We start from the raw sequence: 24,869 nt of genomic DNA, 5'->3' as shown, positions 1-24,869 counted from the left end.
AACGGGCCGGGTATCACCAAACGGGCAGAAGACGGATCGTCAGCCGCCATGTGCGGACGAGGAGTTGGGTTGGGATGACGTGCTGGTACGAAGGGGCGCTGGCCGCCTTCGACACGGAGACGACGGGCGTGGACGTCGAGACCGACCGGATCGTGTCGGCCGCCGTCGTCGTCCAGGACGCGCCGGGGACACGGCCGCGGATCAGCCGCTGGCTGGTCAGTCCGGGGGTGCCGGTGCCCGAGGGGGCGACGGCGGTGCACGGGCTGACGGAGGAGCACCTCCAGCGCAACGGCCGCTGGCCGGCGCCGGTGGTGTACGAGATAGCCCAGCAGCTGGCGGAGCACACGGCGATGGGCCGGCCGCTGGTGGTGATGAACGCGCCCTTCGATCTGACGCTGCTGGACCGGGAGTTGCGCCGCCACCGGGCGTCGTCGCTGGACCGCTGGTTCGAGTCGGCGCCGCTGCGGGTGCTGGACCCGAGGGTCATGGACAAGCAGTTGGACCGCTACCGCAAGGGCCGCCGCACGCTGGGCGATCTGTGCGAGCAGTACGGGGTGGAGCTGCGGGGCGCGCACGACGCGGCGGCGGACGCGATGGCGGCGCTGGACGTGGTGCGGGCGATGGGGCGCCGGTTCGCGGCGCGGCTGGAGCGGTTGTCCCCGGCGGAGTTGCACGCGTTGCAGGTGGGCTGGCACGCGGCGCAGGCGCGGGGCCTCCAGGCGTGGTTCGCGCGCAGCGGGTCGCCGGAGCTGGTGAGCACGGAGTGGCCGCTGCGCCAGGAGCTGTCGGCCGCGGCGTAGCCGGGGCGGTGTGCGCGGCCCCGGACAGCGGAAGAGCCGGCCCGCTGTGTGCGGACCGGCTCCTCGTGCCGGTGGGCGATACTGGGTTCGAACCAGTGACCTCTTCGGTGTGAACGAAGCGCTCTCCCACTGAGCTAATCGCCCGGCAACGCACTGAACCATACAGGTCCGGGCGGGGTGAGTCCAAACCGCCGCCGCCCGCCCCAGGAGCCCCGAGTGCCGTGCGTGCGGCGCCGGATGGACATGACCGGGAATCAGCGGAGTGGGAGCAGAGGGGACTTGGCGGCGCGGTGATTTCGCATGTTGTCGCACTTGCGGGAAATCCAGACGCTTTCCCTCGGAATATCGTCCGTATATCCCCGCCGCCTTTTACATGCACACGCCGAAGGCCCGCCTGCTGTTCGCAGACGGGCCTTCGGACCAGGGTGGGCGATACTGGGTTCGAACCAGTGACCTCTTCGGTGTGAACGAAGCGCTCTCCCACTGAGCTAATCGCCCTGGGCGCAGGAAGAACATTACCCCATGTCAGCGGGTACCTGTGACCACCTGCGGCACCGGCTCACTGGTCCTTGATCCTCCAGGGCGCGACGACGCCGAACCTCCAGAGGTAGATCCCTGCCAGCACCCCGATGATCACCAGCCCGATCACGGTCAGGGTGATGTTGCGGCGCCGCACCTTGGGGTCGAGCGCCTTCTGCGCGGCCTCGGTGACCTTGCGCTTGGTCCAGCGGAGCACCAGCTGGGCCCAGACGAACTCGGTCGCCCAGATCGCCATGCCGCCGAAGATCACGACCCAGCCGGGGCCGGGCAGCGGGAGCATGATGATGCCCGCCACGACCACGGCGAGGCCGATCACGAAGACGCCGACCTGCCAGCTCAGGTGCAGGGCCCTGCGTTGCTTGACGAACTCCGGCGCCCGCGAGCCCAGCCCGTCGCCGGCCGGCCCCTCGCCCGTCTCCGCCTTGTCCGGCACCACGGCGACCTCACCCGGCTCGTCACTCCCCGTATTCATACGGTCAAACCCTACCGGAGCGAATGAGTCACTGGAATGGTGGCAGATCTCGTATCACTTCTCGGCCGGAAGAGGTACCTAAAGCCACGCAAAACCCTCGAAGGGGTTTACAACGGCACCGTAGGTGGCATGTCGATTTCGCCGACGTGCGAATCCCCGAGCGCACACTGAGCGAAAGGCCCTGGCGCTTATGAACACCACGGTCAGCTGCGAGCTGCACCTGCGCCTCGTTGTGTCGAGCGAGTCCTCCCTGCCTGTCCCCGCAGGCCTGCGGTACGACACGGCCGACCCCTACGCCGTGCACGCCACCTTCCACACCGGAGCCGAAGAGACCGTCGAGTGGGTGTTCGCCCGCGACCTCCTCGCGGAGGGGCTGCACCGCCCCACCGGCACCGGCGACGTCCGCGTCTGGCCATCGCGCAGCCATGGTCAGGGCGTCGTCTGCATCGCCCTCAGCTCGCCGGAGGGCGAAGCACTGCTGGAGGCCCCCGCACGGGCCCTGGAGACCTTCCTGAAGCGAACCGACGCCGCCGTGCCGCCCGGCACGGAACACCGGCACTTCGATCTCGACCAGGAGCTGTCACACATCCTGGCGGAGAACTAGGCCACGACACCCCACCGAGCCGCCCGGCGCCGTCCACTCGGGGAGACGGCGCGGGCCGAGACAACCGCATAGGGCACCCAGCGGCGTCGTCACCGTGAGCAGTCACGGTGGCGGCGCCGCTGTACGTGTACGCGACGCTCACCGGGTCCGGGGAACCCCGGCGGCGGGACGGGCGTTGCAGGGGCAGGAGCCGCCGTCGGGCGGCGCCCGGTGCGGCGGGCCCGGTTGTCGCTACCATCTGCCCCCATCGGCGGGCGCCCGCCCGACCCTCAGGCCAGGGAGCGAAACGTGCTGATCACCCACGACACCCGGTGCGCGCTCGACACCGTGGTGGATCTGGTGAACACCGCGCCGGAGGACGACACGGCGGCGGACGGACTGGCGGACGTGGCGGCGCTGGCGGAGTTCACCCGCGGCCACGCCGTCAGTGACATCGGCACGCTGTCCGAGCCGGACCTGGCGGCGGTGCGGGAGATCCGCAGCCGGTTCGCCGGCATCTTCGCCGCGCCGGACGCCCGCACGGCGGCCGGAATGATCAACGAGCTGGTCGCGGCCGCGGGCACCACCCCCCGGCTGACGGACCACGACGGCTACGACTGGCATGTGCACTACTTCGCCCCCGGCGCCTCGCTGGCCGACCATCTCGCGGCGGACTGCGGGATGGCGCTGGCCTTCTTCGTGGTGGCGGGCGAGGAGGAGCGGCTGCGGCGCTGCGAGGCCCCCGACTGCCGGCGCGCCTTCGTGGACCTCTCCCGCAACCGCTCGCGCCGCTACTGCGACAGCCGGACCTGCGGAAACCGGCTGCATGTGGCGGCCTACCGGGCGCGCCGCAAGGAGGCGGCCGGCTGAGCCGGGTGGGGTCGCGCCGGGTGCGGTTCGACGCCGGTCCCGGCGGGTGACGCCGGGACGGGCGCGTACGGCTCACAGCAACAGCAGATCGTGCAGCGCAGCCATGAGGATCAGACACCCGATCACCGCCAGGAAGATCATCAGCGGTGGCTGGGAAAGGGCGAAGAGGCACCCGCGCGGCTCGTCCTTCTGCGGCGCGGCCTCGCTCTGTGTCGTGTCGACCATCTCGCGGTGATGATGGACCAGGCCCGGCCCTGTACGCGATCAGCACACACGTAAAGTGCGGGACTGCGCCGAATTCGTGCCGTAGCTTTCGCGTCGCTCCGCGTGGTGAACAGTTTCGTGCGCGGGGTGACGGCATGTGGCGAGAGGCCCGTCATGTCCAGATCATGGGCGCTGGCATATGCCAGTGGCTCATATGCCGTGCTTCTTGAGGATGGCCTCGATGTCGCTGAAGTCGTCCGAGGAGGACTGGGAAGCAGGAGGCGCCGAGGCGGGCCGGGAGCCTTCTCCCGCCTTCCGGCCCAGAGCGGGCGCCGAGGCGGACGGGCTCACCGGGGCGGCCGGACCGCCGGCGGCGGTCGCCCGCGCGGTGCGGGCGCCCCGGCGGTGCTCCACCGCGCGGACGAGGGCGAAGAGTGCCCAGGACGCGCCGAGCACCCCGAACCCGGCCCAGGCCAGCGGGCTGAAGGCGGTACTGGCCAGCCAGCCGACGGCGCCCGTCATCACCAGGCCGACCGGGATCAGTGAGTAGGCGGCTATGCGCAGTGCGGTCAGGAAGCGCTTGCGGTAGGCGGTGACCGCGGCGATGCCCAGGCCCGCCGCGGACACGGCGGAGCAGACGGTCTCGGCGAGCATCCGGTCCTCCTGGCGGGTCGGTCGGTCCTGCGGTCCGGTGTTCCGGGCCGGGGGCAACGAGGGCACCGGCGGTGCGCTTCGTCCCCTTCCATCCTGCACCGTCCGCCCCCGGCGGGGCCACGGTCCGGCCCGGAGATCAGGGACTTCTCAGGGATGCCCCCGGCCCCCCTCGGGGTCCCCACCAGGCAGGGTGCCCACCGCCGGGATTGGGCCGGGCCGGGCCCGCCTGGAAGACTGGGTCGCATGAGCGACACCTCCCCCGCGCACCCCGAGCCCGTCGTGCTCGACATCTGGTGCGAACTCCAGTGCCCCGACTGCCGCAGCGCCCTGGACGACGTACGCGCCCTGCGCGCCCGTTACGGCGACCGGCTGGAGATCCGGCTGCGGCACTTCCCGCTGGAGAAGCACAAGCACTCCTTCGCCGCCGCCCAGGCCGCCGAGGAGGCGGTGGAACAGGGGCAGGGCTGGCCGTACATCGAGGCGGTGCTCGCGCGGACCGAGGAGCTGGACCGGCGGGGCGAGGCCGTGCTGGTGGACACGGCCCGTGAACTCGGCCTGGACGCCGAGGAGTTCGAGGTCGCCCTGATCGACGGGCGGCACATCCTGATCGTGGACGCCGACCAGGCCGAGGGCAAGGCGATCGGCGTCACCGGCACCCCGACCTATGTCATCGGCGGCGAGCGCCTGGACGGCGGCAGGAGTCAGGACGGGCTGCGCGAGCGGATCGAGGAGATCGCCGACCGCCTGCTGGCTGGCACGGGGGCCTGAGCCGCTACAGCAGCGGCTTGGTCAGCGTGCGGTACGTCGTCCCGTAGCCGAGCGACTCGTACAGCCGCTCGGCCGGGGTGTTGCCCGCGAAGACGTTGAGACCGAGGGCGCGGCCGCCCTCGGAGATGGTGCGGGCCTCCGCGAGGAGCATCAGGGCGCGGCCGTGGCCCCGGCCGCGCCGGGCCTCGTCGGTCTGGATGTCGTAGATCCAGCGCTCGCCCTCGCGGTGGCCCAGCCAGACGTGGCCCACCGGGGTTCCCTCGTGCTCCAGGACGCCGAACCAGACCCCCTCGGTGGCGAGCCCGTCCGGGAGGACGGTGGCGTGGTCGTGCCGGGCCTTGGCGTGGGCGTCGGCCTCGGGGACGCCGCGCTCGATCCACTCCCCCGCGTACCGCTCCCGTTCCGCCTCCTGCCAGGCGGTGAACTCGGCCTCGGTCATGGGGCGGGCGGTGCTGCCGGGCGGGAGCCGCGGGGGTTCGTCCCCGAGCCGCTTGCGCATGCCCCGGTTGCGGAGGAGGTAGCCGAGGGCGTCGGCGAGGCGGGACGCGGCCTCGTTCTCCGCCGGGAGGGTCAGCTCGATCTGGCGGCAGTCCCAGCTGCGCGCCACCTCCTCGGCGGCGAGCATGGCCACCGTGCCCCGGCCGCGCCGCCGGTCGGGCTCGTCGATCCGCAGGGCGGTGACACGGGCCACCGAGGGGCCGAGGAACGGCGAGGTGGCCAGGTGGATCTCACCGGCCGGGCGGCTGTTCACGCACACCTGGAAGCGGCGCGAACGGGTGCCGTCCGCGTGCTGCTGAAGCGGCTCGGTCGGCCGCAGTGTCGTCGTCATCACGGGAGTTGTACCCGCTCGGCGGCGCCGGTTCAGCCCAATTACCGGCGCCCGCCGGGCGGATGGGGTCTCACGGGTTCAGGTCGGCGCGCGAGCGCTCCTCGAAGATCCGCATGGCCTTGGCGGTCACCGGGCCCGGCGCGCCCGGCAGTTCACGGCCGTCGACCCGGTGCACGCCCTGGACGTCGCGCAGCGAGGAGGTCAGGAAGATCTCTTCGGCGCGCTCCAGAACGTCCAGCGGGAGGTCGGTCTCCTTGGCGCCGGTCCACTCGACGGTCAGCGCGCGGGTGATGCCGGCCAGGCAGCCGGAGGGGACCGGCGGGGTGTGGATCTCGCCGTCGAGGACGACGAACACGTTGGAGCCGGTGCCCTCGCAGAGCTGCCCGACGGAGTTGGCGAACAGCGCCTCGGACGCGCCCTGTTCGTGCGCGCGGGCCAGTGCGACCACGTTCTCGGCGTACGAGGTCGTCTTCAGGCCGGTGAGGGCGCCGCGTTCGTTGCGGATCCAGGGGACGGTGACGACCGCCGTGGAGTCGGGGCGGCGGGTGGCCTCGCTCGCGGCGACGACCAGGGTCGGGCCGTGCTCGCCACGTTCGGAGCCGAGGGGGGCCTGGCCGCCGGTGTAGGTGACCCGAAGCCGCCCGAGCGGCATGGGGTTGGCCTCCAGCACGGCCGCGCAGGCGCGGGCGACCTCCTCGTGGTCGGGGTCGGGCAGGCCGAGGCCGCGGGCGGAGCGGGTCAGCCGGTCGAGGTGCCGGGTGAGCGCGAACGGCTTGCCGTCGACCGCCTTCAGCGTCTCGAAGACGCCGTCGCCCACGGTGAGACCGTGGTCGAAGACGGAGACGGTCGCGGTGGTGGCGTCCCGCAGGGCGCCGTCCAGCCAGATGCTCATGTGCGGGCCTTTCCACTTTCCTGGTACTGACCCGACGCTACCGTGAGCAGCCGGGCCCTCTTGAGTTCGGTCTCGCGCCACTCCGCCGACGGGTCGGAGCCCCAGGTGATCCCGGCCCCGGTGCCGAAGCGGAGGGCCGCCGGACCGTCGGCGGACCGGTCGATCCAGAACGTACGGATGCCCACGGCCAGCTCGGCGGTGCCCCGGTCGGCGTCGACCCAGCCGATGCCGCCGCAGTAGGGGCCGCGCGGGGCGGTCTCCAGGGCGGCGATGACTGCGAGGGCGCTCGGTTTGGGGGCGCCGGTGACCGAGCCGGGCGGGAACGTGGCCGCGAGCAGCTCGGACCAGCCGGTGCCTTCGCGCAGTTCACCGCGGACGGTGGAGACGAGGTGGACGAGTCCGGGGTGCTTCTCGGTGACGCACAGCTCGGGGACGGTGACGCTGCCGGTGGCGCAGACGCGGCCGAGGTCGTTGCGGACCAGGTCCACGATCATCACGTTCTCGGCGTGGTCCTTCTCCAGCAGGTCCGCCTCGGTGCGGCCGGTCCCCTTGATGGGCCCGGACTCGATGGTGCGGCCGGTCCGGCGCAGGTACAGCTCGGGCGAGGCGGTGGCGATCTCCACCCCGTGCTCCGGCAGCCGTACGGTGCCCGCATAAGGGGCCGGGTTGCCGCGGGCCAGCAGGGCGGTGAGGGCGTCCACGTCGGCGTCGGGGCCGACCGGCGCGCTCAGCACCCGGCAGAGGTTGGCCTGGTAGACGTCGCCGGCCGCGATGTGCTCCCGGATGCGCCGCACGGCGCTCATGTAGGCGGCGCGGTCCAGGGAGCTGGTCCACTCCTCGGGGGCCGGACCCTGCCACGCGCCCGGTACCGGGGCGGGGACGGGCGCGTGCCGTACGTCGGCGAAGCGCGCGCAGGTCAGCGCGCCCTCGAAGTCGGCGACGACGGCCCAGAAGCCGGTGGAGTCGAGGGCGGCCGGGTCGCTGGTGACGTCGAGGAGGCCGGTGGCGAGGCGGTCGCCGAAGCGGGCCAGCGGAGTCCGGGAGGAGGCGACGGCCGGGAGGTGGAGCACATGGCCGAGTCTAGGCCGGGTGTCCGAAAGCCGAGCCGGACGGGTGGCCCGCGGGACCCTTGACCGGGGTGGCCGCCGGGTGCACCGCAGCACGCTGCGCAAACGCGTTTTTGTGCTGGCTCAGGAATCCGCTAGAGTTCAACACGTCGCCGGGACGCGCAAGCCGACCGAAACGACAAGCGGACGTAGCTCAGTTGGTAGAGCGCAACCTTGCCAAGGTTGAGGTCGCGAGTTCGAGCCTCGTCGTCCGCTCGCAGGAAGTAGGGTGTCTTCCCGATCCCTACGCTCCTGGTGGAGTGGCCGAGAGGCGAGGCAACGGCCTGCAAAGCCGTCTACACGGGTTCAAATCCCGTCTCCACCTCCAAGGACGATTAGCTCAGCGGGAGAGCGCTTCCCTGACACGGAAGAGGTCACTGGTTCAATCCCAGTATCGTCCACTGGATCTTCTAGAAGGTCCCATCCCGCGCGATTAGCTCAGCGGGAGAGCGCTTCCCTGACACGGAAGAGGTCACTGGTTCAATCCCAGTATCGCGCACGCAGTGCCCATGATCCGCTCCATGGAGTGACATCGACGGTGTCGATCGATCGTGGTCCCGAGGACGATTAGCTCAGCGGGAGAGCGCTTCCCTGACACGGAAGAGGTCACTGGTTCAATCCCAGTATCGTCCACACACCGAGGAATCCCCCGGCCGTCTTGTACGGCCGGGGGATTCTTCGTGTCTCAGCTGGAGAAGAGCATGTGGCCGAAGCTCTTGTGGCGGTGGTGGCCGCCGTAGTGGCCGCCTCCGGGGTGGCCACCGTGCTGCGGGGCGCCCCAGGCGGGGGCGGGCGCGGCGGGGTAGCCCTGCGGGGCGGGCGACGGCGGGCCGGGCTGGGACCACTGCGACTCCAGGCGGGTCAGCGCCTCCAGCTCGCCGTAGTCGAGAAAGATGCCGCGGCAGCCGTCGCACTGCTCTATCTGGATGCCGTTGCGGTTGTAGGTGTGCATCGGCGCATGGCACTTCGGACACTGCATGGTTCGGCTCAACTCCTCGCCGTCGGGTCCTGCTTGGTGTTTCCCCAGGACAGACTCCTTCCCGCCCCGGCCGGTTGCAGCCTATTTGAGGAAATCGCGGGCCAACTGGGCGGGGACGCCCGGCATTCGCGCGCAGGCGTCCACGACGGCCCGCTCCACCTCGTCCAGCGGGCGCCCGGCGGTGAGGGCCTTGGTGAGGGCGAGGGCGGCGGTCTGCACGGTGAGCGCGCGGGCCGGGACGTCCAGTACGGGCCAGGGGTCGGCCCCCCGGGGCACGGCCGGACCGTCCGCCGCCTGGTAGGCGGTCAGGAAGCGGAGCCATTCACCGGGCGGGAGGAGGCCGCAGGCGTACCAGGCGGCGGGACGGGCGAGGTCCCAGGCGGGGGCGCCGAGTCCGAGGTCGTCGACGTCGATGAGGTGCCAGGGTCCGCCGGGGGCGGGGTGGCGCACCAGCTGGCCGAGGTGCAGGTCGCCGTGGCACAGGAACGCGGTGCCGGGGGCGGGGGCTTCGGCGCGGGCCCAGGGCGGGAGGGCGGCCCAGGCGGCCAGGACGGGCCGGCCCTCGGTGGAGGGGTGGGCGGTCAGGGTGCGGCGCAGGCGGGCCACGGCCAGGGCCGCTTTGGCGGGGCCGCGCATCGGGGGCAGTCCCGTGGGTGGAGGGGTGCGGTGCAGGTGGGCGAGGAGGGTGGCCGCGGCTTCCCAGGGCGCGGCGTCGGGGTCGTCCCGGTCGACGGGGGTGCCGTAGGGCCAGTGGGTGACGAGTCGGCCGTCCAGGCGGGCCGGGGCCGTGGTGTGCGGGGGCAGCAGGATGCCGGGGAGGCGGGCGGCGACGGTGAGGCGGTGGGCCAGCTCGTGCCGGTCGGTGTCCGGGGCGTGGGCCTTGGCGACGGTCGCGCCGTGCCGGACGACGGTGGCGTCCGGGCGGTCGGCCAGCGCGCCGCAGACGCAGGCGCACGGCCCGTCGCCGGGGTGGAGAGCCGCCTTGAGCCGGGCCGTGAGGGCCGGGGCTGTTTCCGTTGTCACGGGAGGTGAGCGTACTGGGCGGGCGGAAACGCAATGCCGGCGCAGCTCCCCAGCTGCGCCGGCATTGCGTGCCGTCCGTCGCACCCCCGTCCCCACGGGGTTTCTGGATGTAAGGGAGATCCACCCGGACCGCTCTTCCGGGCCTGGACCGCTTCTCAGCGGCCCAGCATCGCACCCACGGACGACGCCTGTGTGGCCACCGTCTCCCAGCCGTCGAAGACGAGCAGGAGCAGGGCCGCCAGGGGAAGGGCCATGAGGGTCGCCACCAGGGGGTGGCGGCGGCCCGTGCGGCGTCGGAGGAGTGTGTCGCGCCTCGGTGCCGTGGGGGCCATGGTTCCTTCTCCCGGCCGATTCGGTTGTTGGCAGCGGCGGGCGCGTGGCCTCGGGGGGCGAGCGCCGGGCCCGCCGCTTGACCTCAAATCTAGGTTCGCGGTGCCGGGCGGGCGTCATGCCCTCGTACCGAATGGCGGGCCTCCCGGAGGATGAGCCTCCTGTCCGCGCGTACTCCCCTGGTTGGAGACGTGCGGTGGAGTCTCAGGGTCTTCCCGGAAGGGTCGAGGGCCGGCCCCCCGGCGTCTCCTCCCAGAGGTGGATTGCCGTGACTTCAGTCACTTTGACCGTCCGGGGGCACGGCATGCGGGAGGAAGAGCACCGCAGGGCGTCGCGGCGGCGGCCGGACGCCCCTCCCCTGCCCGACGGCACGATGACTGCTACTGACCGTTGACCAGAAGTCAACCTCCGCCCCTGCTCACAGGGTTGACGACGTCCTTACATCAACCACACAGCAAGATCCGTGTCGCTGACCGCGTTTCACCTCGGGCGTGGGGTAGGCGCAATCCATCGGCCCGAGAGGGCGCGGCCTCTGCGCGCGGGCGGCCGTGGAAACGTAAGCTGGGCACGTCACAGGGACCGGGCAGCGGGGATGAACATGGCGATGATGCGCCTGAGGCGCGAGGACCCGCGCGTCGTCGGCTCGTTCAGGCTTCACCGACGGCTCGGCGCGGGCGGGATGGGCGTGGTCTACCTCGGCTCGGACAAGAAGGGCCAGCGGGTCGCGCTGAAGGTGATCCGGCCCGATCTCGCGGAGGACCAGGAGTTCCGGTCGCGGTTCGCGCGCGAGGTGTCGGCGGCCCGGCGCATCCGCGGCGGCTGCACGGCGCGGCTGGTGGCTGCGGACCTGGAGGCCGAGCGGCCCTGGTTCGCCACGCAGTACGTGCCCGGCCCGTCCCTGCACGACAAGGTCGCCGAGGAGGGCCCGCTGTACGCGGCCGACACGGCGGCGATCGGCGCGGCCCTGTCCGAGGGGCTGGTGGCGGTGCACGAGGCCGGTGTGGTGCACCGGGACCTCAAGCCGTCCAACATCCTGCTGTCCCCCAAGGGCCCGAGGATCATCGACTTCGGCATCGCCTGGGCCACCGGCGCCTCCACGCTCACCCACGTCGGTACGGCGGTGGGCTCCCCCGGCTTCCTGGCGCCGGAGCAGGTGCGCGGGGCGGCGGTCACCCCGGCCACCGACGTGTTCTCGCTGGGCGCGACCCTGGCGTACGCCTCGACCGGTGACTCCCCCTTCGGGCACGGCAGTTCCGAGGTCATGCTGTACCGGGTGGTGCACGAGGAGCCGCATCTGCACGGGGTGCCGGACGCGTTGGCGCCGCTGGTGCGGGCCTGCCTGGCGAAGGACCCCGCGGACCGGCCGAGCACGCTCCAGCTGTCGCTGCGGCTCAAGGAGATCGCGGCCCGCGAGGCGCACGGGCTCGGTGAGGTACGGCCGCCCGGGCCGCGGACGTCGGTGTCGGACCGGGCCTCGGTGGGGCTCGCGGACACCTCGCCCGACCAGCAGCGCACCACGCAGCGACGGGCCGCTCCCGGTACCCCGCCGCCGCGCGGGGCCGCACCCTCGCGGGGCGGGGCTCCTTCGCGCGGTGGTGTCGCGTCCCGGCCCGGTACCCGGCCGGGCCAGTCCGGTCGGGGCACCGGCAACCGGCCCGCTCCGCGCAGTGGCGCGGGCCGTCCGGCTCGTACCACGGGGACCAAGCTGCGCCCGGCCAACCCCCGGCTGCTGCGGCAGCGGCTGACCGTGTTCGTGGTGGTGACGCTGCTGGTCGCGCTGGGCATCGCGGTGGCACAGGGCTGTTCCGGCCCGGCGCGCGGCCTGGGCGGGGACGGCGGCGAGCAGCGTACGGGCGTGCGGCAGGCCCCCGTGCCCGGGGACGGTCAGGGGCGCGTGGCGTAGAAGGCGACCGCCGAGGCCGCCGCCACGTTCAGGGAGTCGACGCCGGCCTCCATCGGGATGCGCACATGGACATCGGCCGCCGCGAGCGCGGCCGGGGAGAGCCCGTCGCCCTCGGTCCCCAGCATCAGCGCGAGCTTCTCCGGGCGCCGGGCGGCGAGTTCGTGCAGGTCGATGGAGTCCTCCGAGAGGCACAGCGCGGCCAGCTCGAATCCGTGCGCGCGGAGGGTGTCCGCGTCGTGCGGCCAGGACTCCAGGCGGGCGTACGGCACCGCGAAGACCGTACCCATGGAGACCTTCACCGAGCGCCGGTACAGCGGGTCGGCGCAGCGCGGGGTGAGCAGTACGGCGTCCACCCCGAGGGCGGCGGCGTTGCGGAAGGCGGCGCCCAGGTTGGCGTGGTCGACCATGTCCTCGAAGAGCGCGACCCGGCGCGGGGCGCCGTGAGGGCCGGCGGACTCCAGCAGCTCGGCCGGGGTGGGCAGCGGGTTGCGGGCCATCGAGGCGAGGGCGCCCCGGTGGACGTGGTACCCGGTGACGCTCTCGGCCAGCTCGGGGCTCACCACGTAGACCGGGCAGGTCAGTTCGTCGATGAGGTCGGCCATGGTGTCGACCCACTTGGGGGTGAGCATCATCGAGCGCATGCCGTAACCGGCGTTCCCCGCGCGGCGGATGACCTTCTCGCCCTCGGCGATGAACAGGCCCTCGGCGGGTTCGCGCCTGCGGCGCAGGGCCACGTCGGTGAGGTTGGTGTAGTCGTGCAGGCGCGGGTCGGCGGGGTCGTCGACGGTGATGAGCTGGGCCACGGGGTGCTGGTGCCTTGTTCTTCCGGAGGGGTCAGGGCTGTTCGGTGGCCGGGGTCGCGTCCACCACGGCGCCGATGACGATGACCGCCGGGGGCTTCACGGCCTCGGCGCGTACGGTCTCCGCCACGGTGGCCAGCGTCGCGTCCACCCGGCGCTGGGCGGCGGTGGTGCCCTCCTGGACGAGCGCGACGGGGGTCTCGGGGGCCTTGCCGTGGGCGATCAGGGCCTCGGCGATCTTCCCGATCTTGTCGACGCCCATCAGGACGACGAGGGTGCCCCTCAGGCGGGCCATCGCGGGCCAGTCGACCAGGGAGCGGGCGTCGTCGGGGGCGACATGGCCGCTGACCACGGTGAACTCATGGGCGACCCCGCGATGGGTGACGGGTATCCCGGCGGCGGCCGGCACCGATATCGAGCTGGAGATGCCGGGGACCACCGTGCAGGGGATGCCCGCCTCGGCGAGCGCCTGCACCTCCTCCATGCCCCGGCCGAAGACGAACGGGTCGCCGCCCTTCAGCCGCACCACGGACTTGCCCTGCTTGGCGTGCTCGATCAGGGCGTTGTTGATGGCCTCCTGGGCCATGTACCGCCCGTAGGGGATCTTGGCCGCGTCGATGACCTCGACGTGCGGCGGGAGTTCGGCGAGCAGGTCGCGCGGGCCGAGCCGGTCGGCGATGACGACATCGGCCTCGGCGAGCAGCCGCCGGCCCCGGACGGTGATCAGGTCCGGGTCGCCCGGGCCGCCGCCGACCAGGGCGACACCGGGCGTGCGGGTGCGGTGGTGCGGGGCGACCAGGGTTCCGTCGCGCAGGCCCGCCACGACCGCGTCGCGGATGGCGGCGGTGTGCCGGGGGTCGCGGCCGCGCGCGCTGGTGGTGAGGACGGCGACGGTCACGCCCTCGCTGGTGCCGGTGGCGGGCGTCCAGGCGGTGGCCTGGTCGGCGTCGTCGGAGCGGACGCACCAGACGCGGTGCGCCTCGGCCTCGGCGGAGGCCGTGGCGTTGGCGACGGCGTCGCTGGTGGCGATCAGGGCGTACCAGGCGCCGGAGAGGTCGCCCTCGGCGTACGGGCGGCGCAGCCAGGTGATCTCGCCGGCGTCGGCCATCGCCTCGACGGAGGGGGTGGCCTCCGGGGAGACGAGGAGGACGTCGGCGCCCGCGGCGATCAGCGCCGGGAGGCGGCGCTGGGCGACCTGGCCGCCGCCGAGGACGACCACGCGGCGACCGGTCAGGCGGAGGCCCACGGGGTAGGCGGGGTGTTCGGCCATGAGGTGCGGCTCCTCGTGCGGTGTGCGGTGGGCGCGCCGCGCCTTCGGAGCGGCCCTGACGTGCGGATCTTAATGTCTGGGCCCCGGGTGGGGCACGGGTGGTCCGGCTGGTGAACGCCGGACCGGACCGCCCGTGGCCGTCGGCTGCTTCTCGGTGACGCTACTTCTCGGTGACGCCCGCCGAGTCGAACGTCGCCACCTCGTGCATCGCGCGGGCCGTGCTCTGCACCAGCGGCAGCGCCAGCAGCGCGCCGGTGCCCTCGCCCAGGCGCAGGTCGAGGTCGACCAGCGGGCGCAGGCCCAGCTTGTTGAGCGCGGCCACATGGCCGGGCTCGGCGCTGCGATGACCGGCGATGCAGGCCGCCAGCACCTCGGGGGCGATGGCACGGGCGACCAGCGCGGCGGCACCGGCGCTCACCCCGTCCAGGATCACCGGTGTGCGCAGCGACGCGCCACCCAGCAGCAGGCCGACCATGGCCGCGTGCTCGAAGCCGCCGAGGGCCGCGAGGACGCCGATCGGGTCGGCCGGGTCCGGCTGGTGGAGTTCCAGCGCGCGGCGGACGACCTCGGTCTTGCGGGCCAGGGTCTCGTCGTTGATGCCGGTGCCCCGGCCGGTGACCTCGGCCGGGTCGGCGCCGGTGAAGACGGAGATCAGCGCGGCGGAGGAGGTGGTGTTGGCGATGCCCATCTCGCCGGTGAGCAGCGCCTTGTTCCCGGCGGCGACCAGGTCGCGGGCGGTCTCGATGCCGACCTCGATGGCGGCTCTGGCCTCCTCGCGGGTCATCGCGGGCCCGGTGGTCATGTCGGAGGTGCCGCCACGGATCTTGCGGGGCAGCAGGCCGGGGGTGGCGGGCAGGTCGGCGACGACACCGACGTCCACCACGCACACCTCGGCGCCGACCTGGTTGGCGAAGGCGTTGCAGACCGCGCCGCCGCCCAGGAAGTTGGCGACCATCTGCCCGGTGACCTCCTGCGGCCACGGGGTGACGCCCTGGGCGTGCACACCGTGGTCACCGGCGAACACGGCCACGGCCGCGGGCTCCGGGATGGGCGGCGGGCACTGCCGGGACAGGCCGGAGAGCTGCGCGGAGATGATCTCCAGCATGCCGAGCGCGCCGGCCGGCTTGGTCATGCGCTTCTGCCGCTCCCACGCCTCCCCGAGCGCCTTGGCGTCGAGCGGGCGGATCTGTGCGACGGTCTCGGCAAGCAGGTCGTGGGGGTCCTCTCCGGGCAGGGCGCGGCGGCCGTACGTCTCCTCGTGCACCACCCAGGACAGCGGGCGGCGCTTGGACCAGCCGGCCTGCATCAGCTCGGGTTCGTCCGGGAACTCGTCGACGTACCCGACGCACAGGTAGGCGACGACCTCCAGGTGCTCGGGCAGGCCGAGCGCGCGGACCATCTCCCGCTCGTCGAAGAAGCTGACCCAGCCGACACCGAGGCCCTCGGCGCGCGCGGCGAGCCAGAGGTTCTCCACCGCGAGCGCGGAGGAGTACGGCGCCATCTGCGGCTGGGTGTGCCGGCCCAGGGTGTGGCGGCCGCCGCGGGTGGGGTCGGCGGTGACGACGATGTTCACCGGGGTGTCGAGGATGGCCTCGATCTTCATTTCCTTGAACTGCTTGGCCCGGCCCTTGGGCAGCGACTTGGCGTACGCCTCGCGCTGGCTCATGGCGAGGTCGTGCATCGCGCGCCGGGTGTCGGCGGAGCGGATGACGACGAAGTCCCAGGGCTGCGAGTGGCCGACCGAGGGGGCGGTGTGGGCCGCCTCCAGGACGCGCAGCAGTACGTCGTGCGGGATCGGGTCGCTGCGGAAGCCGTTGCGGATGTCGCGGCGCTCGCGGATCACCTTCAGTACGGCTTCGCGCTCGGCGTCGTTGTAGGCGGGCGCGGCCGGGCCCGGCGGGAGGGCCGGCTCGGGGTCCTCGTCCTGGTCGGCGTCGGTGGTGGCGAGGTCCTCGGCGTGCTGGACGAGGGCCGGCTCCGGTGCCTCGGCCACGGGGCCCTGCGGGGCGACGGCGTTCAGGTCGGGGAGGATCAGCGGCTGCGGCGGGGTGGGCGCCAGGTGCGGGGTGGTGGGCACCTGTCCGTCGACGGCCACGAACTGGCCGAGCGGCTGCTCCGGGTGCGGCTCCTGCGGCAGAACGGAGGGCAGCGGCTCCGCCGGGGCGGGCGCTTCCTCGGGGACCTGGAGCTGGGGGCCGGAGGGGGCTTCGTGCGCCTCCACGGGGGCCGGGGGCTCGAAGACGGGGGGCTGCGGGGCGGCCGCCGGGGTGTCCTCGTGCTCGGGGAGCAGGGACTCCGCGGCGGGGAGGGGGACTTCGAGCTCGGGGGCGGGTACGGGCTCCGGTACGGGGGTCTCCACGACTTCCTGCACCGGGGCGAGCAGGACCTCGGGCTCGACGCTCTGCGGGGCCTCCTCGACCGGGGCCGCCACGGTCTCGGGCGCCTCCTCGGCAGGAACCTCCGCGACCTGGACCAGGGCTTCCTCGATGGCCGCCTCGGCCTCGTGTCCCGGAGCCGCGTCGGGCACGGCCTCCAGCACCGCCTCGGCCACCTCCGGCTCGGGGATCTCGGCCGCGAGGGGGGCCTGGGGCGCCTCCTCGACGGCGACCCCGGCGACCTCGGCCTGAGCGGTCAGCCGGTCCACGGCGGCCTGCGCGGCCTCCGCGGGCTCGACGGGCTCTACCGGCGCGCTCTCGGCGACGGGCAGGACAGCCTCCGGCAGGGCCGTCTCCGGGACCACCTCCTGCGGGGCGAGCTCGTCCGGGACGACTGCCTCAGGGGCAACCGCGTCCGGCACAACTGCCTCCGGGAGGACCGCCTCCGGGGCAACGGCCTCAGCAACGACCTGTTCCGGAACAACCGCCTCAGGAACAACCTGCTCCGGCGCCACAGCCTCAGGAACGCCCTGCTCCGGAACAACCGTTTCGGCGGCCGGCGCCACACCCTCCACCGGTCCCGCACCCCAAGGCGCGGCGGCCTGCGGGACCGGGTCGGGCAGCGCCTGCACGTCGAGATACTCCGGCCCGGCCAAGGGCCGTACCGGCGCACCGGCGGGGCCGCGGTCGGCGAGGGAGCGGACGGGGCTGGCGGAGGCGTCCGGGATCGGCGGGCCGAGGTGCAGCGGGCGGCGCGGCGGCTGCACCGGGCCCGGCCCCTGCTCGGGCAGCCGTACGCCGCCGAGGTCGACGGAGCCGGTGTCCCGGCCCGCCGTCTCATGGGCGTCGGGCTGGTGGACGGCCTCGACGATCGGTGCCGGGGCGGGGGGCGGCAGCTCGTTGCCCCACGCGCCCTGAGCGCCCGGCAGCAACAGGTCCTCGTCCTCGGCGGGCGCCTCGGCGAGGTAGGTGTACGCGCCGTGCCCGAGGCCCGGCTGCTCCACCATGCCTGCGCTCTCCGGCTGTCCCTCGGCCGGGACCTGGCCGGTGTCGGTCATGCGTACCCCTCGCCCATCGGTTTAGTGCTCCTACGACCAGCTCACCCGGAACGGCGCACCGACCGCCCCGTAGTGAGAACGAGCGTCCGTGCGCATCGGCACGAACGACCCGCCAGAAATGGCGACAAAGCCATTCGGTGGCATTCTCGCGGCCGTTCGGCCGTCGTGACAGCGAGATCACGTGACAGCCCGTTGTGGACTGCGCCACGTTGCGCGTCCTCCGGTTTTGCCGTACCTCACCCACCGCCCCAAAGCGGGCGAGCTTTCCGGACATTGACGAACGAACTTCCGGACCGCGGGTGCGGTACAACGATCGGCCAGCCTACCGCGCGCGGTACGACAAACCGATCACGGGGCGAACCGGTCCGGAAGAGCGGTGGCGGTTCAGCGCGCGGTCTCGCGCGGGGGCAGTTCGCCGCCGAGGAGGAAGACGACGCTCCGCTCGTTCTCCGTCCAGGACTTGGTGTCGAGTCCGACGGCCTGGAGGAGGGCGCACTCGACGCGGTAGCCGTGCTCGGTGAGGTCCCGGCCGATGAGTTCGGCGGCGTCCCGGGTGGCCGCGTGGGCGACGATGCGCTGTGGGCGCCGGTCGGCCACGGCCGAGACGACGGCCGCTCCCCCGCCGCCGACGCGTACGACGTCCGGCTCGGGCAGGTTCTCCAGGATGTGCGGCGCCTCGCCGCGCACGATCTGGAGCTGGACCCCGAACTGGCGGGCGGCGGCGTCGGTACGGGCGCAGGACTCGGGGTCGGCGTCGACGGCGAGCACGGCGGCACCGGCGCGGGCGGCCTCCACGGCGAAGGCGCCGGAGCCGCAGCCGATGTCCCACACCAGGTCGCCGGTGCGCGGGCCGAGCCGGGCGAGCTGGGCGGCGCGGAGCAGTTCGTTCTCGCCCTCGCCCAGGACGCCGCCGTACACCTCGTCGGGCTGGGTCCAGCCGCGCGGGCCGGTGCCGGGGTCGCGGCCGGCGATCCAGCCGTCGCCCACGAGCGCGGTCTGGGGTCCGCCGATGACGATGACGACGTTGGGGTCGCGCCAGGTGTGGTCGGCGGCCTTGTCGGAGGTGAGGACGCTGACACGCTCGTTCTCGGTGCCCATCTCCTCGCAGACGACGAAGGTGCGGTGCACCCCGTCCAGGAGCAGGCCGAGTTCGGCGGGGCCGGCGCCGGGGGCGGTGAGGACGGCGACCTTGCTGTGGGCGCGGCACACATTGACCGCGCGGCGCAGGGTGCGGGGGTGTGCGACGACCACATGGGCGTCGTCCCAGGGCATGCCCGCACGGGCGAAGGCACCGGCCACGGAGGAGACGCCCGGCACGACCTCGACCTCCAGGCCGAACTCCGGTGCGCGCAGGGTGCGGACGACGCCGAAGAAGCCGGGGTCGCCGTCGGCGAGCACGACGGCGGTGCCGCGGTGGCCGGCGATCCGGCGGGCGGCCAGGGCGACGCTGCCCAGGCGGACGCGTTCGGCGTCGGCCGGGATCTCCTGGAGCGCCAGGTGGTGGGGGGCGCCCGCCACGAGCGTGGCGGCGCCGAGGGCGCCGCGTGCCGCTTCGGTCAGCGGCGAGCCGTCCCAGCCGATCACCGTGACCCGGTCGGCCATCGTCGTCAGTCTCCAGGTGTCGGTGTGTCGTCAGTGCCCCGGTACGGGCTTGGTGAGATTACCTGGTGGTCCGGCCCGGCCGGGCGGCGGGGCGGGGTCAGTTCCACTGGGCGTAGGAGCCGAAGCCCCGGCTGTCGGCGAGCTGTTCGTCGCTGCCCTCGAGGTCCTCCGGCAGCAGGCTCCATACGATGAAGTCGGTGCGCATGTCGGTCCAGGTGCCGTCCTCGGTGCGCACGTGGACTATGCAGGCGTTGCGGAGCACGCCCTCACTGATGCAGCCGATCTTCTGGGCGACCTGCTGGGAGGCGGTGTTGTCGGCGGCGGTGCGCAGTTCGATGCGCTCGAAGCGCTGGTCGCCGAAGAGCCACTTGGCGGTGGCGAGCGCGGCCTCGGAGGCGTAGCCCTCGCCGCGGGCCCAGGGGGCGATGATGTACGACATCTCGGTGGACCGGATGCGCCAGTTGGTCTTCCCGAGCTGGACGACGCCCACCAGGCGCTGGGTGAGGAACTCGGTGACGGCGAGGTCGATGCCGCGTCCGGCGGCGCGTTCGGCGGGCGCGTACTGGGTGATCCAGCGGCGGGCGCCCTCCTCGGTGAAGGGCTGGGGCACGTCCGTCCAGGCGGCCACCTGCTCGTCGTTCATCATCTCGGCCAGGGCGGGCAGGTCGCCCTCGTCGAGGGGACGCAAGCCCAACCGCTCCGTGGAGATGGAGATGTTGGGGAAGGTGCTAGTCATGCGCCGCTCCGTAACCTTCGATGATTCGTGAGGGTCCGTCAGGGCCCCGCTGAACTGCCCAGCATGCAGCATGACAGCACCGGAACGCACGCACGGGCCCGCCCCCTGCCGCCCGTTCCGGGAGGCGGGGGGCGGGCCCGGTGCGCCGGTTCAGCTGCCGCTGACGGGCAGGACCGACCCCTTGTACTTGTCCTCGATGAACTTCTTCACCTCGGGCGAGGTCAGCAGCTTCGCCAGCTTCTCGACCCGCGGGTCGTCCTCGTTGCCCTTCTTGACCGCGAGGAGGTTGGCGTAGGGGTTGTTCTTCGCGGACTCCAGGTACACGGCGTCCTTGGTGGGACTGAGGCCCGCGTCCTGGGCGAAGTTGTTGTTGATGACGGCGGCGTCCATGTCGTCCAGGGAGCGCGGAAGCTGGGCGGCCTCCATCTCCTGGAACTTCAGGTGCCTGGGGTTGCCGGTGACGTCGGCCGGGGAGGCGTCGGCGCCCGTGCCGGGCTTCAGCTCGATGACGCCCGCCGAGGCGAGCAGCTTCAGCGCACGGGCCTCGTTGGTGAGGTCGTTGGGCACGCCGACGGTGGCGCCGTCGCGGAGCTTGGTGACGTCCTTGACCTTGTGGGAGTAGACGCCCATGGGCGGCAGGTACGCCTTCACCACCGAGACCAGCTCCGTGCCCTTGGACTTGTTGAAGTCGTCGAGGAACGGCTGGTTCTGGTAGAGGTTCGCGTCGAGCGTGCCCTCCTGGAGCGCGGTGTTCGGCAGGACGTAGTCCGTGAACTCCTTGATCTCCAGCTTCAGTCCGGCCTTCGCGGCGAGCTTGTCGTCGATGTGGTGCAGCACTTCACCGGCGGGGACGGGGGTGACGCCGACGACGAGCGGGCCGTCGTCGGCACCTCCCTTGCCGGTGTCGGAGCCTGAGCCGCAGGCGGTGAGGCCGAGCGAGAGGGCCGCGGCGGTGGCCGCCGCGAGCCAGGTGGTCTTGCGCATGGGTCGATCCCCTTGAGAGCGGTCGGGGTCCGGCTGCCGGGTGCGGTCAGCGGGATCAGAACGAGGGGATGACGGAACCCTGGTACTTGTCCTCGATGAACTTCTTCACCTCGGGCGAGGTGAGCAGCTTCGCCAGCTTCTTGACCCGGGGGTCGTTCTCGTTGCCCTTCTTGACCGCGAGGAAGTTGCCGTAGGGGCTGTTCTTCGCGGACTCCAGGACGATGGCGTCCTTGGCGGGCTTGAGGCCGGAGGATATGGCGTAGTTGCCGTTGACGACCGCCGCGTCCACGTCGTCCAGGGAGCGCGGGGTCTGGGCCGCCTCGACCTCCTTGAACTTCAGGTTCTTGGGGTTCTTGGTGATGTCGGCGGGGGTGGCCTCGGAGCCGACGCCGTCCTTGAGGGTGATCAGCTTGTCGGCGGCCAGCAGCTTGAGCGCACGGGCCTCGTTGACGGCGTCGTTGGGGACGGCGACGGTCGCACCGCTCTTGAGGTCGTCGACCTTCTTGACCTTGTGGGAGTAGAGGCCGAGCGGCTCCAGGTGAACCGTGACGACGGGCACGATGTGGGTGCCGCGCTTCTTGTTGAAGTCGTCGAGGTACGGCTGGTTCTGGAAGTAGTTGGCTCCGACCGAGCCGTCCTCGGTGGCCGTGTTCGGCGTGATGTAGTCGGTGAACTCCTTGACCTGCAGGTCGAGTCCGGCCTTCTTCGCCAGGTTCTTCTGAACGAAGTCGAGGATCTCGGCGTGCGGGGTGGGGCTCGCGGCGACGATCAGCGGTCCGCTGGTGTCGGTGGAGCCGGAGTCCTTCCCGGAGCCGCAGGCGGAGAGACCGAGGGTGAGGGCTCCGGCGGCGAGGACGGCGGTGGTGAGCTTGGCGGTGTTACGCACGAAAAGTGCCTTTCCTTAAAGAGGTGGTGCGAACCCGGACTTGGGTGGCCGGGAAGTCTTGAGGGGGCCCGGGGGCGCTCAGGCGACCTTGGAGATGTCGGCGGCGGCCGGCTCCTTGGCCTTGAGCAGGCGCAGCTTCGGCACCGGTCCGGAGCCGCCACGGCCGTGCAGGGAGCGGGCGGCGAAGTCACCGGCGAACTGGATGAGGGAGATGACGACGGCGAGGATGCCGACGGTGATCCACATCAGTCCGGTCTCGAAGCGCTGGTAGCCGTAGCGGACGGCGAGGTCGCCCAGTCCGCCGCCGCCGACCGTGCCGGCCATGGCCGAGTAGCCGATGAGCGCGATGATCGTCGTGGTGGTGCTGGCGATCAGCGAGGGCAGCGCCTCGGGGACGAGCACCTTGCGGACGATGGTCCAGCTGTTGCCGCCCATGGCCTGCACGGCCTCGACGAGTCCGCCGTCCACCTCGCGGACGGCCGTCTCGACCAGCCGGGCGAAGAACGGGATGCCGCCGATGGCGAGCGGCACGATCGCGGCGGTGGTGCCGATGGTGGTGCCGGTCACCCAGCGGGTGAAGCTCATCAGCGCGACCATCAGGATGATGAACGGCATCGAGCGGCCGACGTTCACGACCTGGCCGATCACCTTGTTGGCGACGACGTTCTGGAGCAGTCCGCCGCGCTCGGTGAGGACGAGGAGGATGCCCAGCGGCAGGCCGAGGGCGATGGCGATCAGGGTGGACCAGAGCACCATCGAGAACGTCTCGGAACACGCCTGGGACAACAGCGGCTGTATCTCGGACCAGGTCACTTCGCACCCTCCGTCACCAGAACCGGCTCACCCTCGGCGTCGACCACGTCGACCTGGAGGCCCTGCTCGCGCAGGAAGCCGACCGGCACCACGTTGTCCTCGTAGCGGCCGGGCAGTTCGATGCGCATCCGGCCGATCTGGAGGCCGCCGACGGTGTCGATGGCCGCGCCGAGGATCGAGATCTCGATGTTGTAGGTGCGGGCCAGCTGGGAGACGACCGGCTGGGTGGCCGCCTCGCCGTGGAAGGTGATGTCGAGGACGGTGCGGTCATCGGCACTGGCCTCACCACCGACCGGGAACAGGGCGGAGGCCAGCTGCGAGCCGGGGGTGGCCAGCAGTTCGCTGACGGTGCCGGATTCCACGATGCGTCCCTTCTCCATGAGCGCGGCGGAGTCGCAGATCGACTTCACCACGTCCATCTCGTGGGTGATCAGCAGGACGGTCAGGCCCAGTTGCCGGTTCAGGTCGCGCAGCAACTGGAGGATGGAGCGGGTGGTCTCCGGGTCGAGGGCGCTGGTGGCCTCGTCGGAGAGCAGCACCTTGGGGTCGCCGGCCAGGGCGCGGGCGATGCCGACGCGCTGCTTCTGGCCGCCGGAGAGCTGGGCCGGGTAGGACTTGGCCTTGTCGGCGAGACCGACGAGGTCGAGCAGTTCCAGCGCCTTGCGGGAGCGCTCCTTGCCGGACTTCCCGAGGATCTCCAGCGGCAGCTCGATGTTGTCCTGCACGGTGCGCGAGGACAGCAGGTTGAAGTGCTGGAAGACCATGCCGATGTGGCTGCGGGCCCGGCGCAGCTCCCGGCCCGCGCGCGGTCCGCGGCCGGCGAGGGCGGTGAGGTCCTGTCCGGCGACGGTCACGGTGCCGGCGGTGGGGCGCTCCAGCAGGTTGACGCAGCGGATCAGGGAGGACTTTCCGGCGCCGGACTGGCCGATGACGCCGTAGACCTCTCCTTCGCGGACGTGGAGGTCGACGCCGTCGAGGGCGGTGACCTCACGGCCGCGTGAGCGGTAGACCTTGGTCAGGCCCGAGGTGGTGATCACAGGGGGTTTCCGTCACTGTCGAGTGCCGGGCGCGGGTGTGGCCAGGCACAGGTGCATGGGATTGCATTTCAGGGACGCGGCACGGTTCTCGCGGTGGCGAGTGAACCGGGGAGAACAGCGTGTGCGCGAACGGCACGGGGTCCGGTACGCCGGTGTTCCGGAGCCGGGCCGGGCCATGGCTCTCGCTTCGGGGCGCGAGGCTCGTCGGTGGTGCGGGGGCCCTCTAGAAGGCGCGCATTCGGCACGTCATGCGACACATACAACGAGCACCGGGCGTGTGGGTCGCCTCGGTCGCAAGGGTGCGGCTGCTCGTCGTGGTCATGCGGTCAGTAAACCAGACCGGTCGCGCGAACCGGAGAGGCCCGTCCACATGCTGGACAGGCGTGGATGGTGCCGGTGAGACGCGCCGTCCCAGGTGAGCGCCGGGTCACCCGCGTCAGCAAGGGACAGGAGCGGATGGGAGAGGAGCGGCACCGGGCCCTGCGGCACGGGCGGCTGTGGCCAACACCACGGCGCTCGTTCCGGTGCCGGGGGCGGCGACGGGCGTCCGATTCGGCCGTAATAAGGTCTCCGCATGCTCAATGCCCTGACGCTGGTGACCGGGATCGCCGCGCTGCTGCTGGCGGCCTGGTGCGGCTGGGCCGCACACCGGGACCAGCCGACCAAGGACTGGCACTTCATCGGCATGGCCGTGGTGTCCCTGCTGGCCGTGGTCCAGCTGGTCGTCGGGATCGTGCTGCTGGCGCGGGGCGAGAAGCCGGACCAGGGCACCACGATCTTCGTGGCCTATCTGCTGGGCGCGCTGGCGTGCGTCCCGGCGGCGGGCTTCATGTCGCTGGCCGAGCGCACGCGCTGGGGTTCGGTGACGGTCGCGGCGGGCGGCGTGGTGCTGGCCGTTCTCGAAGTACGGCTCTTTGACATCTGGGGAGGCTGACATGACGGCGCTGGAGGAGAAGCCGGCCCGGCTGATCAGCGGGCCGGGCATGCTGCTGGTCTGGTTCTACGGCGTGATGGTGGTCGGCGCCGTGTCGCGCTCGGTCTACCAGATCGCCACGGAGTTCGACCGGGCACCGCTCGCCTACTCGTTGTCGGCGCTCGCGGGCGTGGTGTACGGGTTCATCACCTACACCCTGGTCCGGGGCGGCGAGAGGGCCCGCCGGGCGGCGGTGGTGTGCTGCGCCGCCGAGCTGGCCGGGGTGCTGATCGTGGGCACCTGGACGCTGGTCGAGCCGTCCGCGTTCCCGGACGCGACCGTGTGGTCGGACTACGGGATGGGGTACGTCTTCATCCCCGTACTGCTGCCCCTGACCGCGCTGTACTGGCTGCGCGCGGCGCGGCGGCGGCAGGCGGCCTGA

General features: G+C 72.4%; 25 protein-coding genes and 7 tRNA genes. 12 read left to right on the top strand and 20 right to left on the bottom strand.

From position 1 onward, the window contains the following. Positions 1-74 precede the first annotated feature (74 nt). Positions 75-800, top strand: coding sequence for a 3'-5' exonuclease (locus tag E5082_RS20720; RefSeq protein WP_135792729.1), 726 nt, complete (start codon positions 75-77; stop codon positions 798-800). Between the two features lie 72 nt (positions 801-872). Here the strand turns inward: E5082_RS20720 and E5082_RS20715 are convergent. The 3 genes from E5082_RS20715 to E5082_RS20705 all read right to left on the bottom strand — a co-directional run bounded on the left by E5082_RS20715 (position 873) and on the right by E5082_RS20705 (position 1,812). Continuing rightward, positions 873-944 (bottom strand) — tRNA-Val (locus tag E5082_RS20715). Positions 945-1,226: 282 nt separating this feature from the next. After that, a tRNA-Val gene (locus tag E5082_RS20710) sits at positions 1,227-1,298 on the bottom strand. A 61-nt stretch (positions 1,299-1,359) separates the two neighbouring features. Beyond that, positions 1,360-1,812, bottom strand: coding sequence for a TIGR02611 family protein (locus E5082_RS20705; RefSeq protein WP_135792728.1), 453 nt, complete (start codon positions 1,810-1,812; stop codon positions 1,360-1,362). 190 nt (positions 1,813-2,002) lie between these two features. Here E5082_RS20705 and E5082_RS20700 point away from each other — a divergent pair, with 190 nt between their 5' ends. Both E5082_RS20700 and E5082_RS20695 read left to right on the top strand, forming a co-directional pair. Beyond that, positions 2,003-2,416 (top strand): SsgA family sporulation/cell division regulator, encoded by a 414-nt coding sequence (locus tag E5082_RS20700; protein ID WP_135792727.1) that lies wholly within the window; start codon positions 2,003-2,005, stop codon positions 2,414-2,416. Positions 2,417-2,704: 288 nt separating this feature from the next. Then, positions 2,705-3,265: a CGNR zinc finger domain-containing protein gene (locus tag E5082_RS20695; protein ID WP_135792726.1), complete on the top strand. Its 561-nt coding sequence runs from the start codon at positions 2,705-2,707 to the stop codon at positions 3,263-3,265. 72 nt (positions 3,266-3,337) lie between these two features. Here the strand turns inward: E5082_RS20695 and E5082_RS32435 are convergent, their stop codons facing one another. Together E5082_RS32435 and E5082_RS20690 are read right to left on the bottom strand one after the other, a co-directional pair. After that, positions 3,338-3,490 carry a hypothetical protein gene (locus tag E5082_RS32435; RefSeq protein ID WP_165425682.1) on the bottom strand — a complete coding sequence of 51 codons (153 nt, stop codon included), beginning with the start codon at positions 3,488-3,490 and terminating at the stop codon, positions 3,338-3,340. A 189-nt stretch (positions 3,491-3,679) separates the two neighbouring features. Then, a complete protein-coding gene (locus tag E5082_RS20690; RefSeq protein ID WP_135792725.1) occupies positions 3,680-4,123 on the bottom strand; it encodes a hypothetical protein in 444 nt (147 codons plus the stop codon). 243 nt (positions 4,124-4,366) lie between these two features. Between E5082_RS20690 and E5082_RS20685 the strand changes: the two genes are divergently transcribed. Beyond that, entirely contained in the window at positions 4,367-4,891 is a 525-nt protein-coding gene (locus E5082_RS20685) for a DsbA family protein (RefSeq protein WP_135792724.1), read from the top strand. Between the two features lie 4 nt (positions 4,892-4,895). Here E5082_RS20685 and E5082_RS20680 read toward each other — a convergent pair whose 3' ends face one another. From E5082_RS20680 to E5082_RS20670, 3 genes are all read right to left on the bottom strand, one after another. Further along, complete coding sequence (locus E5082_RS20680) at positions 4,896-5,720, bottom strand: GNAT family N-acetyltransferase (protein WP_135792723.1); 825 nt, start codon at positions 5,718-5,720, stop codon at positions 4,896-4,898. Between the two features lie 70 nt (positions 5,721-5,790). Beyond that, positions 5,791-6,612 carry an aminotransferase class IV gene (locus tag E5082_RS20675; RefSeq protein WP_135792722.1) on the bottom strand — a complete coding sequence of 274 codons (822 nt, stop codon included), beginning with the start codon at positions 6,610-6,612 and terminating at the stop codon, positions 5,791-5,793. Beyond that, a complete protein-coding gene (locus E5082_RS20670) occupies positions 6,609-7,682 on the bottom strand; it encodes a chorismate-binding protein (RefSeq protein ID WP_135792721.1) in 1,074 nt (357 codons plus the stop codon). Before E5082_RS20670 ends, E5082_RS20675 begins: the two co-directional genes overlap by 4 nt. Before the next feature lie 179 nt (positions 7,683-7,861). Here E5082_RS20670 and E5082_RS20665 point away from each other — a divergent pair. From E5082_RS20665 to E5082_RS20645, 5 genes are all read left to right on the top strand, one after another. Continuing rightward, positions 7,862-7,934, top strand: a tRNA-Gly gene (locus E5082_RS20665). A 38-nt stretch (positions 7,935-7,972) separates the two neighbouring features. After that, positions 7,973-8,046: transfer RNA gene (locus tag E5082_RS20660), tRNA-Cys, on the top strand. A gap of 1 nt (position 8,047) precedes the next feature. Further along, positions 8,048-8,119, top strand: a tRNA-Val gene (locus tag E5082_RS20655). A gap of 26 nt (positions 8,120-8,145) precedes the next feature. Further along, a tRNA-Val gene (locus E5082_RS20650) sits at positions 8,146-8,217 on the top strand. Positions 8,218-8,279: 62 nt separating this feature from the next. Beyond that, a tRNA-Val gene (locus tag E5082_RS20645) sits at positions 8,280-8,351 on the top strand. 52 nt (positions 8,352-8,403) lie between these two features. On the opposite strand, the gene E5082_RS20640 is transcribed toward E5082_RS20645, so the two are convergent. From E5082_RS20640 to E5082_RS20630, 3 genes are all read right to left on the bottom strand, one after another. After that, entirely contained in the window at positions 8,404-8,697 is a 294-nt protein-coding gene (locus E5082_RS20640) for a TFIIB-type zinc ribbon-containing protein (protein ID WP_135792720.1), read from the bottom strand. A gap of 81 nt (positions 8,698-8,778) precedes the next feature. Continuing rightward, positions 8,779-9,720 (bottom strand): phosphotransferase family protein, encoded by a 942-nt coding sequence (locus tag E5082_RS20635; protein WP_135792719.1) that lies wholly within the window; start codon positions 9,718-9,720, stop codon positions 8,779-8,781. Positions 9,721-9,875: 155 nt separating this feature from the next. Then, positions 9,876-10,052 (bottom strand): hypothetical protein, encoded by a 177-nt coding sequence (locus E5082_RS20630; protein ID WP_086695998.1) that lies wholly within the window; start codon positions 10,050-10,052, stop codon positions 9,876-9,878. Positions 10,053-10,642: 590 nt separating this feature from the next. On the opposite strand from E5082_RS20630, the gene E5082_RS20625 reads away from it, so the two are divergent. Continuing rightward, entirely contained in the window at positions 10,643-11,953 is a 1,311-nt protein-coding gene (locus E5082_RS20625; RefSeq protein ID WP_135792718.1) for a serine/threonine-protein kinase, read from the top strand. Here E5082_RS20625 and E5082_RS20620 read toward each other — a convergent pair. The 9 genes from E5082_RS20620 to E5082_RS20580 form a co-directional block, all read right to left on the bottom strand. Then, positions 11,935-12,756, bottom strand: coding sequence for a TrmH family RNA methyltransferase (locus E5082_RS20620; RefSeq protein WP_135792717.1), 822 nt, complete (start codon positions 12,754-12,756; stop codon positions 11,935-11,937). The genes E5082_RS20625 and E5082_RS20620 overlap by 19 nt on opposite strands. A 31-nt stretch (positions 12,757-12,787) precedes the next feature. Next, positions 12,788-14,023, bottom strand: coding sequence for a uroporphyrinogen-III C-methyltransferase (gene cobA, locus E5082_RS20615; RefSeq protein WP_135792716.1), 1,236 nt, complete (start codon positions 14,021-14,023; stop codon positions 12,788-12,790). 160 nt (positions 14,024-14,183) lie between these two features. Beyond that, the gene (gene cobT / locus E5082_RS20610; RefSeq protein ID WP_135792715.1) at positions 14,184-17,456 is read right to left on the bottom strand and encodes a nicotinate-nucleotide--dimethylbenzimidazole phosphoribosyltransferase; all 3,273 of its coding nucleotides are present in this window, start codon (positions 17,454-17,456) and stop codon (positions 14,184-14,186) included. Between the two features lie 384 nt (positions 17,457-17,840). Then, the gene (cbiE, locus tag E5082_RS20605; protein WP_135792714.1) at positions 17,841-19,058 is read right to left on the bottom strand and encodes a precorrin-6y C5,15-methyltransferase (decarboxylating) subunit CbiE; all 1,218 of its coding nucleotides are present in this window, start codon (positions 19,056-19,058) and stop codon (positions 17,841-17,843) included. A gap of 97 nt (positions 19,059-19,155) precedes the next feature. Beyond that, complete coding sequence (locus tag E5082_RS20600) at positions 19,156-19,794, bottom strand: GNAT family N-acetyltransferase (protein ID WP_135792713.1); 639 nt, start codon at positions 19,792-19,794, stop codon at positions 19,156-19,158. Between the two features lie 150 nt (positions 19,795-19,944). Then, a complete protein-coding gene (locus tag E5082_RS20595) occupies positions 19,945-20,778 on the bottom strand; it encodes a MetQ/NlpA family ABC transporter substrate-binding protein (RefSeq protein WP_135792712.1) in 834 nt (277 codons plus the stop codon). A gap of 55 nt (positions 20,779-20,833) precedes the next feature. Beyond that, entirely contained in the window at positions 20,834-21,664 is an 831-nt protein-coding gene (locus E5082_RS20590) for a MetQ/NlpA family ABC transporter substrate-binding protein (protein WP_135792711.1), read from the bottom strand. Between the two features lie 78 nt (positions 21,665-21,742). Then, positions 21,743-22,477 (bottom strand): methionine ABC transporter permease, encoded by a 735-nt coding sequence (locus E5082_RS20585; RefSeq protein ID WP_135792710.1) that lies wholly within the window; start codon positions 22,475-22,477, stop codon positions 21,743-21,745. Continuing rightward, positions 22,474-23,514 (bottom strand): methionine ABC transporter ATP-binding protein, encoded by a 1,041-nt coding sequence (locus E5082_RS20580; RefSeq protein WP_135792709.1) that lies wholly within the window; start codon positions 23,512-23,514, stop codon positions 22,474-22,476. Before E5082_RS20580 ends, E5082_RS20585 begins: the two co-directional genes overlap by 4 nt. Positions 23,515-24,088: 574 nt before the next feature. Here E5082_RS20580 and E5082_RS20575 point away from each other — a divergent pair. Together E5082_RS20575 and E5082_RS20570 are read left to right on the top strand one after the other, a co-directional pair. Beyond that, positions 24,089-24,448 carry a hypothetical protein gene (locus E5082_RS20575; protein ID WP_031180113.1) on the top strand — a complete coding sequence of 120 codons (360 nt, stop codon included), beginning with the start codon at positions 24,089-24,091 and terminating at the stop codon, positions 24,446-24,448. A gap of 1 nt (position 24,449) precedes the next feature. Then, positions 24,450-24,869, top strand: a complete 420-nt coding sequence (locus E5082_RS20570) for a hypothetical protein (RefSeq protein ID WP_135792708.1) — start codon at positions 24,450-24,452, stop codon at positions 24,867-24,869.

It is taken from the genome of Streptomyces griseoluteus, assembly GCF_004784465.1.
GTDB lineage: Bacteria > Actinomycetota > Actinomycetes > Streptomycetales > Streptomycetaceae > Streptomyces > Streptomyces griseoluteus.
Note: the sequence above shows the minus strand (reverse complement) of the source record. Positions and strands in the feature narration are given on the sequence as shown.

What these genes read in the sequence shown, in the direction of transcription:
- E5082_RS20600 (WP_135792713.1), bottom strand. Translation starts at nt 19,794, where the DNA reads ATGACTAGCACCTTCCCCAACATCTCCATCTCCACGGAGCGGTTGGGC.
- E5082_RS20675 (WP_135792722.1), bottom strand. Translation starts at nt 6,612, where the DNA reads ATGAGCATCTGGCTGGACGGCGCCCTGCGGGACGCCACCACCGCGACC.
- cobT (WP_135792715.1), bottom strand. Translation starts at nt 17,456, where the DNA reads ATGACCGACACCGGCCAGGTCCCGGCCGAGGGACAGCCGGAGAGCGCA.
- E5082_RS20700 (WP_135792727.1), top strand. Translation starts at nt 2,003, where the DNA reads ATGAACACCACGGTCAGCTGCGAGCTGCACCTGCGCCTCGTTGTGTCG.
- cbiE (WP_135792714.1), bottom strand. Translation starts at nt 19,058, where the DNA reads ATGGCCGACCGGGTCACGGTGATCGGCTGGGACGGCTCGCCGCTGACC.
- E5082_RS20570 (WP_135792708.1), top strand. Translation starts at nt 24,450, where the DNA reads ATGACGGCGCTGGAGGAGAAGCCGGCCCGGCTGATCAGCGGGCCGGGC.
- cobA (WP_135792716.1), bottom strand. Translation starts at nt 14,023, where the DNA reads ATGGCCGAACACCCCGCCTACCCCGTGGGCCTCCGCCTGACCGGTCGC.
- E5082_RS20625 (WP_135792718.1), top strand. Translation starts at nt 10,643, where the DNA reads ATGAACATGGCGATGATGCGCCTGAGGCGCGAGGACCCGCGCGTCGTC.
- E5082_RS32435 (WP_165425682.1), bottom strand. Translation starts at nt 3,490, where the DNA reads ATGGTCGACACGACACAGAGCGAGGCCGCGCCGCAGAAGGACGAGCCG.
- E5082_RS20640 (WP_135792720.1), bottom strand. Translation starts at nt 8,697, where the DNA reads ATGCAGTGTCCGAAGTGCCATGCGCCGATGCACACCTACAACCGCAAC.
- E5082_RS20595 (WP_135792712.1), bottom strand. Translation starts at nt 20,778, where the DNA reads ATGCGCAAGACCACCTGGCTCGCGGCGGCCACCGCCGCGGCCCTCTCG.
- E5082_RS20630 (WP_086695998.1), bottom strand. Translation starts at nt 10,052, where the DNA reads ATGGCCCCCACGGCACCGAGGCGCGACACACTCCTCCGACGCCGCACG.
- E5082_RS20575 (WP_031180113.1), top strand. Translation starts at nt 24,089, where the DNA reads ATGCTCAATGCCCTGACGCTGGTGACCGGGATCGCCGCGCTGCTGCTG.
- E5082_RS20680 (WP_135792723.1), bottom strand. Translation starts at nt 5,720, where the DNA reads ATGACGACGACACTGCGGCCGACCGAGCCGCTTCAGCAGCACGCGGAC.
- E5082_RS20690 (WP_135792725.1), bottom strand. Translation starts at nt 4,123, where the DNA reads ATGCTCGCCGAGACCGTCTGCTCCGCCGTGTCCGCGGCGGGCCTGGGC.
- E5082_RS20685 (WP_135792724.1), top strand. Translation starts at nt 4,367, where the DNA reads ATGAGCGACACCTCCCCCGCGCACCCCGAGCCCGTCGTGCTCGACATC.
- E5082_RS20720 (WP_135792729.1), top strand. Translation starts at nt 75, where the DNA reads ATGACGTGCTGGTACGAAGGGGCGCTGGCCGCCTTCGACACGGAGACG.
- E5082_RS20705 (WP_135792728.1), bottom strand. Translation starts at nt 1,812, where the DNA reads ATGAATACGGGGAGTGACGAGCCGGGTGAGGTCGCCGTGGTGCCGGAC.